This is a genomic window from Streptomyces sp. NPDC049541 (genome assembly GCF_044465725.1).
Taxonomy (GTDB): Bacteria; Actinomycetota; Actinomycetes; order Streptomycetales; family Streptomycetaceae; genus Streptomyces.
Map to the genome: position 1 here is coordinate 1044545 of NZ_JBITLY010000002.1, position 15389 is coordinate 1059933.

At 70.5% G+C, this 15389-nt stretch carries 15 protein-coding genes; 7 read left to right on the top strand and 8 right to left on the bottom strand.

All coding sequences use genetic code 11. From position 1 onward, the window contains the following. Positions 1-1056 (bottom strand): ferredoxin reductase, encoded by a 1056-nt coding sequence (locus tag ACIBW9_RS11910; RefSeq protein ID WP_398953799.1) that lies wholly within the window; start codon positions 1054-1056, stop codon positions 1-3. A gap of 88 nt (positions 1057-1144) precedes the next feature. On the opposite strand from ACIBW9_RS11910, the gene ACIBW9_RS11915 reads away from it, so the two are divergent. Beyond that, complete coding sequence (locus tag ACIBW9_RS11915; protein ID WP_398953801.1) at positions 1145-2284, top strand: PucR family transcriptional regulator; 1140 nt, start codon at positions 1145-1147, stop codon at positions 2282-2284. A 60-nt stretch (positions 2285-2344) separates the two neighbouring features. Here the strand turns inward: ACIBW9_RS11915 and ACIBW9_RS11920 are convergent, their stop codons facing one another. After that, the gene (locus ACIBW9_RS11920; RefSeq protein WP_398953803.1) at positions 2345-3382 is read right to left on the bottom strand and encodes a polysaccharide deacetylase family protein; all 1038 of its coding nucleotides are present in this window, start codon (positions 3380-3382) and stop codon (positions 2345-2347) included. A 179-nt stretch (positions 3383-3561) separates the two neighbouring features. Here ACIBW9_RS11920 and ACIBW9_RS11925 point away from each other — a divergent pair, with 179 nt between their 5' ends. Next, positions 3562-5151, top strand: coding sequence for a putative glycoside hydrolase (locus ACIBW9_RS11925; RefSeq protein WP_398954002.1), 1590 nt, complete (start codon positions 3562-3564; stop codon positions 5149-5151). A gap of 26 nt (positions 5152-5177) precedes the next feature. Here the strand turns inward: ACIBW9_RS11925 and ACIBW9_RS11930 are convergent, their stop codons facing one another. Then, complete coding sequence (locus ACIBW9_RS11930) at positions 5178-6182, bottom strand: zinc-binding alcohol dehydrogenase family protein (protein ID WP_398954004.1); 1005 nt, start codon at positions 6180-6182, stop codon at positions 5178-5180. A 163-nt stretch (positions 6183-6345) separates the two neighbouring features. On the opposite strand from ACIBW9_RS11930, the gene ACIBW9_RS11935 reads away from it, so the two are divergent. Both ACIBW9_RS11935 and ACIBW9_RS11940 read left to right on the top strand, forming a co-directional pair. Continuing rightward, a complete protein-coding gene (locus tag ACIBW9_RS11935) occupies positions 6346-7140 on the top strand; it encodes a VOC family protein (RefSeq protein WP_398953805.1) in 795 nt (264 codons plus the stop codon). Positions 7141-7193: 53 nt separating this feature from the next. Further along, positions 7194-7892: a ribonuclease H gene (locus tag ACIBW9_RS11940; protein WP_398953808.1), complete on the top strand. Its 699-nt coding sequence runs from the start codon at positions 7194-7196 to the stop codon at positions 7890-7892. Between the two features lie 41 nt (positions 7893-7933). On the opposite strand, the gene ACIBW9_RS11945 is transcribed toward ACIBW9_RS11940, so the two are convergent. The 3 genes from ACIBW9_RS11945 to ACIBW9_RS11955 all read right to left on the bottom strand — a co-directional run bounded on the left by ACIBW9_RS11945 (position 7934) and on the right by ACIBW9_RS11955 (position 9699). Further along, on the bottom strand, positions 7934-8386 hold the full coding sequence (locus ACIBW9_RS11945; protein WP_344398215.1) for an SRPBCC family protein: 453 nt from the start codon (positions 8384-8386) through the stop codon (positions 7934-7936). Between the two features lie 85 nt (positions 8387-8471). Beyond that, positions 8472-9296, bottom strand: a complete 825-nt coding sequence (locus ACIBW9_RS11950; RefSeq protein WP_398953810.1) for a tyrosinase family protein — start codon at positions 9294-9296, stop codon at positions 8472-8474. A 34-nt stretch (positions 9297-9330) separates the two neighbouring features. Further along, positions 9331-9699, bottom strand: a complete 369-nt coding sequence (locus tag ACIBW9_RS11955; protein WP_398953812.1) for a tyrosinase cofactor — start codon at positions 9697-9699, stop codon at positions 9331-9333. Positions 9700-10089: 390 nt separating this feature from the next. Between ACIBW9_RS11955 and ACIBW9_RS11960 the strand changes: the two genes are divergently transcribed. Both ACIBW9_RS11960 and ACIBW9_RS11965 read left to right on the top strand, forming a co-directional pair. Then, positions 10090-11529: an MFS transporter gene (locus ACIBW9_RS11960; protein WP_398953814.1), complete on the top strand. Its 1440-nt coding sequence runs from the start codon at positions 10090-10092 to the stop codon at positions 11527-11529. Next, positions 11526-12131 carry a TetR family transcriptional regulator gene (locus tag ACIBW9_RS11965; RefSeq protein ID WP_398953816.1) on the top strand — a complete coding sequence of 202 codons (606 nt, stop codon included), beginning with the start codon at positions 11526-11528 and terminating at the stop codon, positions 12129-12131. The genes ACIBW9_RS11960 and ACIBW9_RS11965 overlap by 4 nt, the downstream gene beginning before the upstream one ends. Positions 12132-12155: 24 nt before the next feature. Here the strand turns inward: ACIBW9_RS11965 and ACIBW9_RS11970 are convergent, their stop codons facing one another. Continuing rightward, positions 12156-13889 carry a cholesterol oxidase substrate-binding domain-containing protein gene (locus ACIBW9_RS11970; RefSeq protein ID WP_398953818.1) on the bottom strand — a complete coding sequence of 578 codons (1734 nt, stop codon included), beginning with the start codon at positions 13887-13889 and terminating at the stop codon, positions 12156-12158. Positions 13890-14025: 136 nt separating this feature from the next. Here ACIBW9_RS11970 and ACIBW9_RS11975 point away from each other — a divergent pair, with 136 nt between their 5' ends. Further along, entirely contained in the window at positions 14026-15009 is a 984-nt protein-coding gene (locus ACIBW9_RS11975; RefSeq protein ID WP_398953820.1) for an aldo/keto reductase, read from the top strand. Between the two features lie 14 nt (positions 15010-15023). On the opposite strand, the gene ACIBW9_RS11980 is transcribed toward ACIBW9_RS11975, so the two are convergent. Further along, a complete protein-coding gene (locus ACIBW9_RS11980; RefSeq protein WP_398953823.1) occupies positions 15024-15368 on the bottom strand; it encodes a hypothetical protein in 345 nt (114 codons plus the stop codon). Positions 15369-15389: the final 21 nt, after the last annotated feature.

Consider the following 15389-nt stretch of genomic DNA (forward strand, 5'->3'; position numbering starts at 1 on the left):
CTAACGCTCGATGTCGCAGGGGCCCGCCGCGGCGGACACGCAGGTCTGGATGAGGACGCCCGGCTCGGCCTCGGTGATCTCGCCGGTGCGCAGGTCGCGTACGGCGCCCGCCTTGAGCGGCGTGACGCAGCCGAAGCAGATGCCCATGCGGCACCCGGAGGGCATGAGTACGCCGGCCTCCTCGCCGACGTCCAGCAACGGCGTGGCGCCGTCCGCGTCGACGGTCCTGCCGGTGGCGCTGAACGTGACCTCGCCGCCGTCGCCGGTGGCGACGACGCTGGGGCGGAAGCGTTCGGTGTGCAGGCGCTCCGGTACGCCGTGCTCGCTCCAGTGCTTCTCGGCGGCGTCGAGCAGGCCCGCGGGCCCGCAGGCCCAGGTCTCGCGCTCGGCCCAGTCGGGCACGAGCTCGTCGAGACGGGCGATGTCGAGGATGCCGTCCGTGTCGGTGTGCACCTCGGTGAGCCGCAGCTTCTTGTCCGCGACCAGGTCGTGCAGTTCCTTGCGGAAGATCACGTCTTGCGCACGTGGCGCGCAGTGGACCATGACGACATCGGCGAACTCGGTGTCGCGCAGCATGCCCATCACGGGCGTGATGCCGCTGCCGGCCGTCAGGTACAGCACCTTGGCGGGCGTGCCCTGCGGCAGCACGAAGTCACCGGTCGGCTGGTCGAGCTGGATCAGCGTGCCCGGCTTCGCCCTGCGGACCAGGTGGTTGCTGACCTTGCCGTCCGGGATCGCCTTCACGGTGATCGTGACGCGGCCGTCTGGGCGGTTCGTCGGTGAGGTGAGGGAGTAGGCACGCCACAGGCGCACCCCGTCGACGTCGACCCCGATGCGCACGTACTGACCGGCCGTGTGGCCGCGCCAGCCCCGTCCCGGTCTGATCACGACGGTCGCGGCGTCCGGCGTCTCGGGGTGCACGGCCTCGATGCGCCCACGCAGGTCAGCGCCCGCACGCAGCGGGCTGACCAGGTCGAGGTAGTCCGACGGCAGCACCGGCGTCGTGACCATCTCCAGCAGTTTCCACGCCCTGCCGCGGAGGGCCGCACTCATCATGACTCCAGCTTGCTGTGCCTCAGGGCGTAAAGTCCTGACCGCAGGACGTGAATCCGATCGGCTGAATTGTTCGCAGGGAATAAAAAACGTGAGCCATGCAATGCGGAGGGTCAGCGAACTGGCCCTGGATGAGACGACGGTCACCGCGCTTCGGGCCGCGCTGAGGACCACTGCCGACGAGGTCGTCCAGGCGATCATTGACGAGGTCCCTCCCTACGCCAACGCCCTTACGGGCCACATGGGCGCCACCATCCGCCGAGCCGTCCGCACCGCCCTGGGGCACTACCTGGACCTCGCGAGCGGGAACGCCACAGGTGGCGACGCCAGTGACGCAGCCTACGAGCTGGGCCGCGGCGAGGTGCGCGACGGGCGTTCGATGGACGCCCTGCTCAGCGCCTACCGCGTCGGCGCCCGTGTGGCCTGGCGGTGCCTGGCGGCGGGTGCCGTACCCGCGGGTCTGCCCGCCGCCGAGGTCGCCAAGTTCGCCGAGCTGACCTTCGCCTACATCGACGAGCTGTCCGCGGCGAGCGCCGCGGGTCACGCCGACGAGCTGGCCGCCCGGGGCCGGGCCCAGGAGCGCCACCTGGAACACCTGGCCCGCGACCTCCTCGCCGGCGCGAGCCCGGACGTGCTGCTGGCCTCTGTCCAACGGGCCGGGTGGCAGCCTCCGGTTTCGCTGACCGCGGTCCTGCTGCCCGCCGACCAGGCCCGGCCCGCCTACCGCGTGCTCGACCCGAGCACCCTCGTCCTCGACGATCTGCCGGATGCCACGGGTGTGCTGCTCGTCCCCGATGCCGACCGATCACATCTCCTGCGGCAGCTGACCGACCGAACCGCCGTGGTCGGCCCGGCCCGGCCATGGACTCGTGCCTCCGCCTCGTACGCACGAGCCCTGCGCGCACGCTCCCTTTCCACCGATATCCGCGACACCGAGGACCACCTGCCCGAGCTGGTGCTGAGCGCCGACCTGGACGCGTTCGCGGACCTGCGTGCCCGAGCCCTCGCACCGCTCAGGACCTTGCCCGTCGCGACGGCACGGCGGCTGGAGGAGACCTTGCGGGAGTGGCTGCTGCACCAGGGCAGGCGGGACGAGGTGGCGGCGGCGTTGTTCGTCCACCCCCAGACGGTCCGGTACCGGATGTCGCAGCTGCGGGAGCTGTTTCCGGATCTCGCATCCCCGCAGCGGGTCCTTGAACTGACGCTGGCGCTCGGTCTTCGGGCCGGCTGACGCGCCCTTCGACCGGTCCACGACCGCGTCCCGCAGCGCAGGGATCGTGGTCCCGCCCGCTCAGTAAGGCTGGGCGGCCTGCCGGTGAGCCGGGGCGAGGCGGGGCGTCTCGGACCTGGGGAAGCTGATCTTCTTCGGGTTTCCGTCCGAGGTGTAACGCCTGACCGTGCCGTCGCTGAGCTTGTCCAGCCAGACCGTCGAGGTGAACTGGGCTTCCGGGCCGGTCGCCGCCTGGGAGCGAATGCGCGGGACGGCGCCCGGGTCGAAGGCGGTCGAGAAGGGGGCGGGGGCGGGGTCGGCGCCCACCAGGTAGACGCCCTGATGCCGGTAGTGCACACCGTCGGCGGTTCCCTGCAGCGCCAGTTGCCGGGAGTGGGGCATCGAACCGTTGGGGAGTGCCATCGACACCACCGACAAGCCGGGCACGGCTTGGGTGATCGCCCGCTGGTTGTCGGCGATGGCCTTCTGGGCGGTGTCCTCGTCCACCGTCCCCAGCGCGGTGTGCCGCAGCGTGTGGTTGCCGACCTCGAAGTCGTGCTTGACGAGCCAGTCCAACGACTTTCGGCCGCCTGGCTCGCCGAACGGATCGGCGTTGACGAAGAAAGTGGCCACGGGGCGGAATCCGGGGTGCTTCCGGGCGACGTCCAGCAGGATGCCCACCGCGGTGTCGGATTCGGGCCGGCCGTCCGCGGCGAGGCGGAACTGGGTGACGGACGAGTCGTCGAAGGTCAGCACCACGGGGTGGGTACCGGCGGGAATGTCAATCTTCCCACTGCTGAATTCCCGTGCGGTCACAGGTACGTATCTCTCCCGGGCCAGCCGTTCCAGCTCGGCGCGGAAATCCTGAGGCGTGCGGTCGTACACACTTCTGGGCTCGGCCACCAGTTGGTGATACATCAGCACCGGCACCGCACCGAGCTCGTCGGCCTGCACTGCCGCCGGGTCGGCAACCGTGACCTGCCCGCCGGCCTTGCGCGCCTGCACCGACGGCCCGTCCTGGCCCCCTCCCGGCGGCGATTGGGCTGCCGAGCAGGCGGTGGCCAGCAGGATGACCGATGCGACGACGACCGCGCCGCCGCTTCGGTGGGATGGGCGCATGATGCCTCCGGATGTGAACGAGATGCTCCCCGCCGCTTCCAAGCCTCGGGCAACACCGTGACCCACACCCCGGCACGATGGGCCGAATGCATGATTACCCGCTCGAAACATCTCGGGTGGACGGCGTGGCGGCTATGTCATATCGCAAGGAACCCTCTTTCGAGAACGGCAGAGTGACCATGCACGGAAAACGACTCCGAACGCGATTCACCGTCATAGCCATTTCCCTGCTGGTCCCGGTCTGCGCGGCGGTAGGGGCCTTCGCGATACAGTCCTCCACCAGCCGGCTCCAGGTCGAAGGGCTCAGCAGCAAGGGTGTGCTGGGCCGGGCCGACGCCCGCAATCCGCGCCTTGCCGTCACAGCCGAGGAAGGGGCCGACCTGGCCGGGCTGGAGATACGGCTCGACGGCAGTCCGGTGCACACCCACCAAGCCGGCGGCCGCCTCATACTCGACATCCCCTCGTTCGCCGAGGGGAAGCACGAACTGACGGCCACCTCCCGCAGCGGCCTGCCGTTCCTGGACGACATGTCCCGGACGTTCACCGTGGACACCACCGCCCCGAAACTGCGGCTGTCGCCCGCCAAAGCCACCGGACCCGGCGCACCGGTGACGGTACGCGGCCGGGTCGAGGACGCCAGCGAGGTGAAGGTGTCCATGGCCGGTGCGCCCGTGACCGTCGGCGACGACGGCACCTTCTCCCGCCGGTTCGAGAAGCCCCCCGCCCGGATCGAGGTGGCGGCCACGGACGCGGCCGGCAACGTCACCCGCGAGCACGTGAACGCGATCGTGCCCTATCCCCTCACCCGGGCCGCGCACCTGACCGCCATCGGCTGGTCCTCGACCGAGGTCCGCAACCCCGTTCTCCAACTCGTCAAGGACAAGAAGCTCAACGCCGTCGAGCTCGACATCAAGGACGAGAACGGCGAGGTCGGCTACGACTCCTCGGTGCCGCTGGCCCGCGAGATCGGGGCCGTGAAGAACCGCTACGACGCACACAAGGTGATCGAGACCCTGCACGGCATGGGAGCCCGCGTCATCGGCCGGATCGTCGCCTTCCGTGACCCCATCCTGGCCGAGGCCTCCCACCACCAGGGCAAGGACCACCGCCTGGTCCAGGCCCCTGACGGCAGCCCGTACGACGGCGGCCACTACGGCACACTCTCGTTCACCAACTTCGCCGATCCGGAGGTCCGCCAGTACAACATCGCCCTGGCCACCGAAGCGGCCGAGCTGGGCTTCGACGACATCCTGTACGACTACGTGCGCCGCCCCGACGGGAAGCTCTCCACCATGCGCTTCCCCGGCCTGGGCGACCAGACCCCCGAAGAGTCCATTGCCGAGTTCGTCGCCGAGACCCAGCGACGCATCCAGCCCGAAGGCAAGTACCTCGGCGTCTCCGTCTTCGGCGTCGCCGCCACCCGGCCCACCGAAATCGCCCAGGACATTCCCGCCATGGCCCGACACGCCGACTACATCGCTCCCATGGTCTACCCCTCGCACTGGGCAGCCGGTGAGTACGGGGTCGCCAGTCCGAACAACAGCCCGTACGAGATCGTCAACCGGTCGCTGGCCGACTTCGCCAAGCAGGTCAAGGGCACCGGGGCCGCGATCGTCCCCTGGCTCCAGGACTTCTCCCTGGGCGTCCACTACGGCCCCACCGAAGTCGCCGACCAGATCAGAGCCGCGGCCGGGGACGGAATGAACTCCTTCCTGCTCTGGAACGCCGGAGCCACGTACCAAGAGGCGGCGCTGACCACCCTGCGATGACAAGGACCTGGATCTCCGGCAGGGGGTCAAAGGTCGTTCACCAGTACGGCCGCCCCGTCGAATCGCCCGGCCTTGAGGTCCCGCAGGGCCTCGTCGGCCCGTGTCAGGGGATAGGTGTGGGTGGTGGCGTGGACGCCGTGGCGGGCGGCCAGGGTCAGGAACTCGCGGGCGTCCTCGCGGGTGTTGGAGGTGACGCTGCGTATCTGTTTCTCGTAGAACAGATCGGTCTCGTAGCGAAGGGGCGGCGTGTCGCTGAGGTGGATGCCGGCGATCGAGAGGGTGCCGCCGCGGTCCAGGGACCGCAGCGCGACCGGTACCAGGTCGCCGACCGGTGCGAACAGGATCGCGCTGTCCAGCGGCTCGGGCGGCATGGCGTACGCGTCCTGCGCGGAGGCGGCGCCCAGGTCGAGCGCGAGCTGCCGCGCCGCCGCCCCGCGGGTCATCACGTGCACGGTGGCGCCCTCGGCCAGCGCGAGCTGCGCACACAGGTGGGCGCTGCCCCCGAACCCGTACAGACCCAGTCGTCCGCCCGGCGGCAGCGCCGCCCGCCGCAGCGCGCGGTAGCCGATGATCCCGGCGCACAGCAGCGGCGCGAGCGCCGCGTCGTCGACGCCGTCCGGCAGGCGGTGGGCGAACGCGGCAGGCACGGTCGTGTACTCGGCGTACCCGCCGTCCGCGTCCCAGCCGGTGTACCGCGAGGACGGGCACAGGTTCTCGGCCCCGCGCGAGCAGTACCCGCAGGTGCCGTCCGTGCGCCGCAGCCACGCCACCCCCACCCGGTCCCCGGTCGCGAAGCCGGTTGCCTCCGCCCCGGCCCCGGCCACCACACCCACGACCTCGTGCCCGGGCGTCACCCCCGCCCGGTGCACCGGCAGATCCCCCTCGCTGACATGCAGATCGGTGCGGCACACCCCGCAGGCGCGCACCTGCACGAGCAGCTCGTCCTCGCCAGGCACCGGCACCGGTTTCTCCACGAGGTGCAGTCCGTGCTCCGCGAGCGGCCCCGGAGTCACCACCGACCACGCGCGCATCGTCCCGTCCGTCATTCCGCACCCCGTCCGCCGCATCGAAGGTGTTGCCGAGGCCCTGTCCGTCCAGTCTGGAACGGGCCCGGGCGTTCGGCGCGCGCTTCACCGCATGCATGACTAGCGTGAGGAAACGGACCATCCGCCGATTCGGGAGAGGGCCGCAGCCATGGCCGTACAACCTGAGGGAACCCCCTGTTGGGCCGACGCGATGTTCGGCGACGTCGAGGGAGCGAAGAGCTTCTACGGTGATGTCCTCGGCTGGACCTTCGGCGAGGCGTCGTCGGAGTACGGCAACTACACCCAGGCCTATGCGGACGGCAAGGCGGTCGCCGCCGTCGTACCGCCGATGCCGGGCCAGGAGGCCCCCTCGCAGTGGTGCCTCTACTTCGCCTCACCGGACGTGGCCGCCACCGCCGCCAGGATCAGGGAGAACGGCGGAGAGGTGCTGATGGAGCCCATGCAGGTCGGCGAGTTCGGCACGATGTGCATCGCCCGCGAGCCCAGCGGCGCCGTCTTCGGCCTGTGGCAGGGCGGCACCCACGAGGGCTTCGAGGCGACCGCCGTGCCGGGCGCCTACGGCTGGGCCGAGGTCTTCACCCGCGAACCCGAGAAGACCGACGCGTTCTTCAGCGCCGTCTTCCCGTACACGGCACAGCAGATCGTCGACGACAACGTCGACTTCCGCATGTTCAACCTCGGTGACAACACGGTTCTCGGCCGGATGAAGATGGGCGAGGAGTTCCCGCCCGAGGTGCCGTCCTACATCAATCTCTACTTCGTCGTCCCCGACTGCGACGACGCGGTCGCCAAGGCCACCAAACTCGGTGGCGTCCTGCGCTTCGGGCCGATGGACAGCCCCTACGGGCGGTTCGCGGCGATCAGCGACCCGCAGGGCGCGAGCTTCTCGGTGATCGACCTCACCAGGACCGAGGGAGAGATGCCGAAGACGAAGGACGTCTAGGACCTGCGGGGGCGTCTGCCGGACGGTGGTCGAGGTCCCGGTGCGCCCGTGGCATGATCGAGGCCATGCGTGAACGTGTGGTGGCCGCGTGCGACGGGGCTTCGAAGGGGAATCCGGGACCGGCGGGCTGGGCATGGGTGGTCTCCGACGACTCCGAGACCCCGGCCCGCTGGGAGGCGGGGCCGCTCGGCACGGCGACCAACAACGTCGCCGAACTCACCGCCCTGGAACGCCTGTTGGCGGCGACCGACCCCGGCGTCCCGCTCGAGGTCCGCATGGACTCCCAGTACGCCATGAAGGCCGTCACCACCTGGCTGCCCGGCTGGAAGCGCAACGGCTGGAAGACCTCCGCCGGCAAGCCGGTCGCCAACCAGGAACTGGTCGTACGCATCGACGAACTGCTCGACGGCCGCACGGTCGAGTTCCGCTATGTGCCTGCCCACCAGGTCGACGGCGACCCGCTCAACGACTTCGCCGACCGCGCCGCCAGCCAGGCCGCCAAGGTCCAGGAGCCCGCGGGCAGCGACCTCGGCTCACCGGCGCCGCCGCCCTCCCCGGACACCCCGAAGGCGAGCGCCCCGCGCCGCAAGCCGACCGCTTCCCGGCAGCGTGCGGGCTCGTCGTCCCGCACCATCAAGGCGAAGTTCCCGGGCCGCTGCCCGTGCGGCCGTTCCTATGCGGCCGGCGAGCCCATCGCCAAGAACGGGCAGGGCTGGGGACACCCGGAGTGCCGTACGGCGGAGGCCGGTTAGGGCCGGGGCCGTACGGCACACCGTTCAGGGCCGGGCGGGGGTCAGGTGACCACGCCGCGCCACTCGCCGGTCTCCTGGCCGCGCGACTCGATGAACTTCTTGAAGCGCTCCAGGTCACCCTTGGTCTGCCGCTTCACGAAGCCGAGCTTGTCGCCGACCTGTTCGGTGATGCTGTCCGGATGGAAGTCCATCTGCAGCATGACCTTGGTGTGGTTGTCGTCGAGGCGGTGGAAGGTCACCGCCCCGGCCTGCCGGGCCTGACCCGCGACGGTCGTCCAGGCGACCCGCTCGTCCGGGATCTGCTCGGTGATCTCCGCGTCGAACTCGCGGTGCACGCCGTTGACGCTGGTCACCCAGTGCGTGAGCGTGTCGGTGCGCTGTTCGATGCGGTCCACGCCGTTCATGAACTCGGGGAACGTCTCGAACTGAGTCCACTGGTTGTAGGCGGTGTGCACCGGGACGCCGACCTCGATGGATTCCTCGACCTGCGACACGGGCGAACTCCTCCTTCGCTCTACGTCGGTTGCGTCCGACGCGGGTACCCCTGACCTGCTGACCAAACACCGCCGGCTGCGGCCGTCAGTCGGTGTCGAAGGTGTAGTGGGCGCTGTGGTCCAGCAGATCGGCGGGCCGTACGTCGTTCCACGGCTTCATCGTCTCGTCGAGGTCGACCACGTCGGGTGTTCCGGCGGCCGGCAGATAGCCGGAGCCGGGGTGGCGCCGCTGCCACTCGGCCCACAGCTTGTCGACGTAGGCGTGATGGAGCCAGAACACCGGGTCGTTGGGGGAGACCCCGGTGGCCATCTGTCCGCCGACCCAGACATGGACCCGGTTGTGCAGGTTCACGCCGCGCCAGCCCTCCAGGTGGTTGCGGAAACCGTCCGAGGCGCTGTTCCACGGCGGCATGTCGTACGTCGCCGTGGACAGCACCGACTCGACCTCGGCCCGGGTCGGCAACTCCCTGACGTTCACGCCCAGTTGGCGACGCAGGAACGTACGGCCGTCGACCCGTACGTTGATCGGCCACTTGCCGGCGGACGCGGCGAACGGGCCGTCCATCACCTGGCCGTCACGCGCGCGCCCGGTGCCGCCGAGGAAGTCCGGGGCCCACAGCGAGGAACGCGGCGAGCGGTCGGTGCTCCAGTCCCAGTAGGGCAGCGCGACCGACGCGTCCACCGACTGCAGTGCGCCCTCGAAGTCCAGCAGGAATCTTCGGTGCCAGGGCAGGAAGGACGGTGAACGGTGGCCGGTGCGTTCGCCGTTGTCGGTGTCGCCGAGGATGAAGGCGTTGTGGGTGGTGACGAAGGCGTCGTAGCGGCCGCTGCGCTTGAGTTCGACGAGGGCGGCGACGAAGCGCCGCTTCTCGTCGGGGGTCAGGCTCGCCTGGTTCTTGCGGACGGTCATGCTGCAGGTGCTCCCAAAGGGCTTGCGGAACGGGTCAGTTGGAGGGAAGGGGGACGAGCCGGGCGCCCTGCAACTCGTCGACGGCGGCACGTGCGGCCGCGTGCGGCGTGGGCACCGGGGCGTAGTGGCTGACGACGCTGATCCAGGTGCTGTCGGCGTTCTGCATCACGTGCAGTTCGACCCCGTCGACGAGGACGGTGTAGCCCATGCCGTGGTGGTGGCCGCCCCCGGAGGCCGGCCGGCCCTGTATCCGGCGGCCCTTGTAGACCTCGTCGAACGGCTCGGGGGAGCCGGGGTGCTGGTGGTCCGCGGCGGTCGCGGCAGGCGCGGCGGCGGTGTGGGCGGCGGCCGCGGTGAGGGCGGCCGCCGCGGTGAGCGCGCGCCTTCGGGTCAGGGTCGGCATACGGGTCTCCAGGGTGCGTTCGATTGACGACCCGGAATGCCTATCGGCCCCGCGGCGAACGGGAGAAATCTCCCGAGAGTGGTTGGCCGTGATCAGGACAATTCTGTACATGTCATGCAAGATTGAACGAAGTCGATCTTGCCTAGGTGGGGGCCCACCTGCCCCCGGAACGGGGAATTCCTTCCCGAGTGCCCCCTGCTCGAGGTGATCCTTCGCGGGCGCCTGCGCCGCCAGTGGCCTGTCTCACCTCGCAGAACTGGCGTGATCCGCATCAGTGATCAACGACCCAGCCGGCCGTGCACAGGATTCCTCTTGGGTGAATTGCCATTCACCCGCTATGGTGAATCGTCATTCACCTTTTGTTTCCGGTACCAACCGCTTGGAGTCCCGATGGTCCGTGACCGGCTCACGATTCCGGTGCTGGCGTTCGGCGGCATCCTGATGGCCGTGATGCAGACCGTCGTCGTACCGCTCCTGCCGGATCTGCCGCGGCTGACGGGCTCCTCCGCCGGGACGGTCTCCTGGATGGTCACCGCGACCCTGCTGTCCGGCGCCGTGCTCACCCCCGTGCTCGGCCGGGCCGGCGACATGTACGGCAAGCGCAGGGTGCTGACGTCGGCCCTCGTCCTGATGACCGTCGGCTCGGTGATGTGCGCCCTGTCGTCCGACATCGTCGTCCTCATCGCGGCCCGCGCCCTGCAGGGCGCCGCCGCCTCCGTGGTGCCGTTGTCGATCAGCATCCTGCGCGACGAGCTGCCGCCGGAGCGCCGGGGCTCCGCGGTGGCGCTGATGAGCTCCACCGTGGGCATCGGCGCCGCCCTGGGCCTGCCGCTGGCCGCGCTGGTCGTGCAGTACGCCGACTGGCACACCATGTTCTGGCTGACCAGCGCCCTCGGCGCGCTCGGCGTGACGGCGGTGTTGTGGGTGGTCAAGGAGTCGCCCGTACGGCAGCCCGGCCGCTTCGACATAACGGGCACGCTGGGGCTGGCCGTAGGGCTGGTGTGTCTGCTGCTGGGTGTCTCGCAGGGCGGGCAGTGGGGATGGGGGAGCACCCGTGTCGTCGGTCTCTTCCTCGGTGCCGTCGTCGTACTCGCCCTGTGGTGGTGGCAGCAGCTGCGCACCGAACTCCCGCTGGTCGACCTGCGGCTGGTGTCCAGGCCGCGTGTGGGCCTGTCGCACGTGGCGGCGCTGCTCACCGGGTTCGCCTTCTACGCCAACTCGCTGGTGACCGCCCAGCTCGTGCAGGCGCCCAAGGCCACCGGATACGGACTGGGGCTGTCGATCGTGCAGACGGGCCTGTGTCTGCTGCCCGGCGGCGTCACCATGCTGCTGTTCTCACCCCTCTCGGCCCGTATCTCCGCCGCCCGCGGCCCCCGCATCACTCTTGCACTCGGGGCGGCGGTCATCGCCTGCGGTTACGTGGTGCGCATCGCCGACAGCCGCGACCTCTGGATGATCATCCTGGGGGCGACGGTGGTGTCCACCGGCACCACCCTCGCCTACTCGGCCCTTCCCACCCTGATTCTGCGTGCCGTCCCCGCCGACCAGACCGCCTCCGCCAACGGCGTCAACGTCCTGATGCGCACCATCGGCCAGGCCGTCTCCAGCTCCGCCGTCGCCGCCGTACTGGTCCACCACACCAGCCTCGTCGGCTCAGTCCCCGTGCCCACCCTGCACGGCTATCTGCTCGCCTTCGGCATCGCCGGCGCGGTCGCCCTGGCGGCCAGTGCCGCGGCCCTCACCATCCCCGGCGACGCGAAGAGGGGCGGGACACCCCGAGCCCGCGAGCGGACCCCGGATCCCCAGGACGAGGCGCTGGAGGGAGCATGAGTGCCGTGAGCACTCCCCCCACCACCTCCGCGCCTGCCCGCCGGGACGCCGAGGCGACCAAGGCGGCCATCCTCAAGGCGGCCCGCCACCTGCTGGCCCGGCACGCCCACGCCGACATCACGCTCAAGGCGGTCGCCGAACGGGCCGGTGTCAGCCCGCCGTTGATCCTGAAGTACTTCGGCAACAAGGACACCCTCTTCGCCCGCGTCATGTCCTTCGAGACCGACGCCGACGCCCTGCTGGACGCGCCGCTGGACGAGCTCGGCCGGCACATGGTGCGTCATGTGCTGGTCAGCCAGTCGCAAGAGGGCGCCGACCCGCTCCTGCGGATCGTCTTCGCGCCCCTGCACGGCGCGCAGGGCGACATCCTGCGCACCAACTTCCGCACCCAGGTCACCGACCGCCTCACCGAACGCCTCGACGGCCCCGATGCGGGCCTGCGAGCCGAGCTGGCCGTCGCGAACCTGCTGGGCCTCGGGGTGATGTACGGCATCGCGCGCGGCACCCAGGTGCGGGGCGCCGCGCTGGAGGAGATCGTGGCCCGCTACGCGCCCGCGCTGCAGGCGCACCTCACACCGGGCGCAGGCACCCCACGGCCGTAGCCATGCCGACGGCAAAGGCGCCGCTCAGTGCAGCAACCGGTCCAGGAACCCGTTGCCGAACACGCGGTGCGGGTCGAGCCGGTCCAGGATGCCGGCCGCCTGCCCCCAGGCCGCCTCGCCCAGCGACGCGGGCACCGTCGTGCCCAGCACCTCCTCGTCGCTCCAGGCGGCCTCGTCCGTGTAGGCCCAGCCCTTGGACCACTCGACCCGGGTGAGCGCGTGCTCCCCGTCGAACGTGCGCAGCAGGAACTGTTCGAGCTCGCGCAGGAACGCCTCCGCGTACGGCGTGCCCGGCAGCGTCAGGACGTCCAGCCACACCGCCGTGTCCCACTCCGGGTGGGTGTCGCTGTGCCGCAGCGCCGACAGCAACGGCGCGCGGGCACCCTCCAGTCCGGCATCGGCCGGGTCGTCGAGGCCGGTCACCCGGATCTCCACCGAACCGTTCACCGGGAAGCGGCCCAGCGCCGCGTACGCGGCGAGCCGCTCCCGGTAGAAGGACGTGAACTCGGCGACCACGCGCTGCACCTGGGCCCGCGTGGTGAGCACGGCGTAGCCGTTCGCGGTCACCCGAAGCGTGGTCGGCCTGATGTAGAGCAGGGTGTTCTTCGACGGCCCCCAGATGTCCGCCGACAGCGTCGCCACCAGCCCGAGCGCCGCCACGTCGTACTGCGCGTTGCCCAGCACCGGAGCCAGATACCAGGCCGCGTCCGAGGTCATCCGCCCGACCAGGTCCGCCACCACGGTCGGGACGTTGTCGGAGAACGGATAGTTGTACGGCGATGTCACATGCCGGGAGGTGAGCGGCCGCGTCGGCGTCACGCTCCACACCTTGAACCAGGGGAACTCGGTGAAGGCGAACCAGATCGCCTCCACCCGTCCCGACGTGTCGAGGTAACTCGCGAGGGTGCGCCCCTCGGAGCCGGGCGCCGCAAAGAGTTCGGCTGCGGGGATGTCCGTACGGCTCACGCACCGCAGACTGGTGTTGGCGCCGACCCGCAGCACGACCTCCGTCACCAGCGCACGGCCCAGATGGGTGAGCAGCGCGGCACAGTCCGTCTCGTCGCGCTCGTACGTCCGCAGCACATACGCTCCGGAGGTCTCGTCCCACACCACCGCCGTCAACGACAGCACCAGATTGCTGAGCGAGCCGTATGTGTGCCCGGGCAGCCGCTGCTCGCCCCGCGCCGGTACGGCGGTGCCGTGCGCGTCGACCGCGAGCGCGCCGCCCAGGGTGAGATCACCGGGAGCGGGCGCGGCGGTGACCCCCAGGCCGTGCTCCTCCAGATAGGTGAGCAGGGCCTCCATCGCGACGCCGGTGCCGGCGCGCACCGCGGTCGCCGACTCCAGTGCGAGGCCGGTGAGATGACGGGCGGTGTCCACGAGGAGAACGGGAGCGTCCGACCTGGTGCCCTCGGTGATCGTCAGCGGCGACCAGCCGTGCGCGGAACCCCGGGCACGCACCCGCCACCCGTGCCGCCAGGCCCAGTTGACGACCTCGACCGCCTGACCGGCGGCGGCCGGAGCGCAGGCCCAGAGCCCGTCCGCGGTGATCTCACCGACCCAGTTGCGGTAGGCCGAGCGATACAGGGCGACATCCGCGGGGAAGTCCGGCAGCTCTTGCGCGGCGAGGGCCGGATCGGCCGCGATCAGCACGGGGACGGCGGCCAGCGCGGCCGCGCCCGCAAGGAAACCGCGGCGGCTCAACGACGAGTTCTCCGACGACCCGGACGATGAGTTGCTCGCTGAACGATCAGTCACGGGTTCACGCTAGGGGTCCGTTGACACGTGCAGGATTCGTGTCCAATACCATCACTCGTCCGAGTGAATGTTTCCCAGGTGGCGCTCCGGAGCGGCCGGTTCCGTGCACAGGCGTGACGGATGACAGACTGCCCCCATGGAAGAGCGCACATTCGGTAGGTCGGGTCAGCACGCATCCGTCGTCGGTCTGGGCACATGGCAGCTGGGCGCCGACTGGGGAGACGTCGACGACAAGGAAGCCCTGGCGGTGCTGGAGGCGGCGGCCGAGTCGGGGGTGACCTTCTTCGACACCGCCGACGTGTACGGCGACGGGCGCAGCGAGCAGACCATCGCCGCGTTCCTCAGCGGCAGGCCGGACCTGCATGTGCTGGTCGCCACGAAGATGGGCCGCCGCGTCGAGCAGATCCCCGAGAACTACGTCCTCGACAACTTCCGCGCCTGGAACGACCGTTCACGGCGCAACCTCGGCGTCGACCGCATCGACCTCGTACAACTGCACTGCCCGCCCACGCCCGTGTACTCCACGGACGAGGTGTTCGACGCCCTGGACACCCTGGTCGAGGAGGAGCGCATCGCGGCCTACGGGGTCAGCGTGGAGACCTGCGCCGAGGCGCTGACCGCGATCGCCCGCCCGAACGTGGCGAGCGTCCAGATCATCCTCAACGCCTTCCGTATGAAGCCGCTGCGCGAGGTCCTCCCGGCCGCGCAGGAGGCCGGCGTCGGCATCATCGCCCGGGTCCCGCTCGCCTCCGGTCTGCTGTCGGGCAAGTACACCAAGGACACCGTCTTCCCCGCCAACGACCACCGCACCTACAACCGGCACGGCGAGTCCTTCGACGTCGGCGAGACCTTCTCCGGCGTCGACTACACGACGGGCGTCGAGGCGGCCGCCGAGTTCTCCGCGCTCGCGCCCGAGGGGTACACCCCGGCCCCGCTCGCGCTGCGCTGGATCGTGCAGCAGCCCGGCGTGACCACCGTGATCCCCGGCGCCCGCTCACCCGAGCAGGCACGCGCCAACGCGGCCGCCGCCAAGCTCCCGCCGCTCACGGACGAGACACTCACCGCGATCCGCGACCTCTACGACCGCCGGATCAAGGACCAGGTGGAAGCCCGCTGGTAACCGCGGCAATCGGCTCACGGCTCCAGGAGCAGCTGCCACTCCTCCTCCTGGTCGCCGGAGACCGAGCCCTGGTCCTGGGCCGTGAAGGCGTGGGTGAGCGTCTCCCGCGCCTGCGCCACCGCCGTGGGGGAACCCTGCACGGTCAGCGTCACCGCCCCGGACAGATGGCCGCCGGGACCGGACTCGGACGGCCGGCCTGCCGGATCGTGTTCGAACCTCGCCGTGTGGACGGTGACCCCGTCGTCGGCGGGAAGCTCCTCCTTCGGCATTCCGAAGGCGGGCTCCAGGACCCGCACGACTGCGCGTGCGTCCGCGGCGGTGCCGCCGCTGACGGTGACCGTGAGCTCGCTGCCGGACATGGTCGTCGGACTCCTCGGGTG